Source organism: Lentzea alba, assembly GCF_047445655.1.
Lineage (GTDB): Bacteria > Actinomycetota > Actinomycetes > Mycobacteriales > Pseudonocardiaceae > Lentzea > Lentzea alba_A.
The window spans coordinates 1-1664 of sequence record NZ_JAJAEG010000089.1; the positions used below are offsets into that span (position 1 = coordinate 1).

A 1664-nucleotide genomic window follows, 5' to 3' on the forward strand; every position below is an offset into this window, starting at 1 on the left:
CTAGCCTCGATCTTTCGCCTGGTTGCCGGGTGAGGTGCTGGCGGTCGGTTCGCTGTGCTCGTTGTTTTGGGGCAGGGGTGGTTTCCGGCGTTGGGTCCGCCGGTTCTCCGATTCCGTGTCGTGGGGCAGGGGTGTGGGTTCAGGTGGCGTGCAGTGCTGCGTGAGCGGTGTCGATGAGGTAGTTCCATGGCCAGTCACGGGGCAGCCTGAGCCGGTGTCGGCGTCCGGTGTGGATGATGTGTCCGGCGACGGTGAGGATGCGCAGCCGTAGTCGTTTGGGTTCCCAGCGGCGTGCCGGTTCGCTTTCGTCGAAGGCCAGGGTCTGGGTCCAGGCGAGCAGATCGGCGGCTAGGGCGGCGATCTCGAGCCAGATCTGGTTGTGGGCGTAGCCGTGGAAGGGCAGGTTGCGCATGCCGGTGTCCTTCTGGCCGCGGATGCGGTCTTCGGCGCGGGCGCGCTGGCGGTGCCGGACCTCCAGGTCGGCGAGGGTCCAGCCGGGTCCTCGGGTGTTGGTGGCGAAGCAGGTGATGCGCCAGCCGTCGCGGTCGGTCAGGCGTAGTTGCGCGCCGGGATGCGGGCGTTCCCTGCGGGCGATCACCCGCATGTCGGCGGGCCAGTCCTGCGGGCCGGGCCTGCTCGCCCGCATCGGTGCGGGCATCCATGCGGTGAGCTCGGCGACCTGGGCGCCCTCGCGGGGGTTGCCGTCGCTGTCGATCGCCGCGCGCCAGGCTTGGGCGGGGATCGTCTCGATCGCTGCTTTGACCGTCTCGTGCGCGGAGAACCCGACCGAGTACTCGAGCCTCAGTTCGGTGAGATGAGCCAGAAGTGCCTTGGAACATCCGCCGGAGTCGGTGCGGATCAGCACCTGGCCCTGCTCGGCGGCGGGTAACTGGGCCAGGGCCAGATCGACAGCCTCGATGTGATCGCGGGCGTTGAAGGGGGAGGCGTTGCCCGGTCGCAGTTGGGCGAGCAGGGTCTCTCCGGTGCCGTGCTCGCCGTGGTCGACGAACGCGCACATCGGCGCGAATCCGAACCCGTGTTTGTGGGTGCCGGTGGCGTGTTGCTTGTCCGAGTGCGCGGTCACCAGCGTCGCGTCGATGTCCACGATCACCTGCCCGCCGTCCCTGGTTCCGGGTTTCCCGGCCAGTGGCCGCCGCCGTGTCCATACCGCCGCCCGCGCCTGGGCACGGGCCGCTCGGATCGCCGGCAGCGTCGCGTCGATATCGGCGGCGAGCGTGCTGACCAGCCGTGACACCGTCGGGTCGCTGGCCACCGGGCCGAACAGCTCCGGCTGGGCGCGCACGAGCGCGAGGTCGGCCAGGCAGTCCCCGCCCAGCGCGACCGTGGTCGCGACATCACACACGATCTTGCCCGGATCATGCGTGGCCCGCCGGCCCCGCCACGGCGCCAGCGCCGCCGACAACGCCCGCTGCGCCCCGGACAACCGCAGCGTCCGCCGCAACAACACCGCACCCGCCGAGGACACCAGCGACTCACGAACCGGATCAAGAACCAGACACGGACCTGCGCTACGCTTCACCTGCGGAGTGCCTTCCTGTTCGGTGTATCTGATGTCTTCGCAAACACCAGTTTCCCGTACAGGACAGGCACTTCCGCGCGTTCAGGGGCGTGTCACCTCAGATCACACGAAATCCCGAGGCTAG

General features: G+C 69.2%; 1 protein-coding gene. It reads right to left on the reverse strand.

What is annotated here, in order from left to right; genetic code table 11:
* Positions 1-139: 139 nt before the first annotated feature.
* A complete protein-coding gene (locus LFM09_RS49965) occupies positions 140-1540 on the reverse strand; it encodes an IS1380 family transposase (RefSeq protein WP_414103711.1) in 1401 nt (466 codons plus the stop codon).
* Positions 1541-1664: the final 124 nt, after the last annotated feature.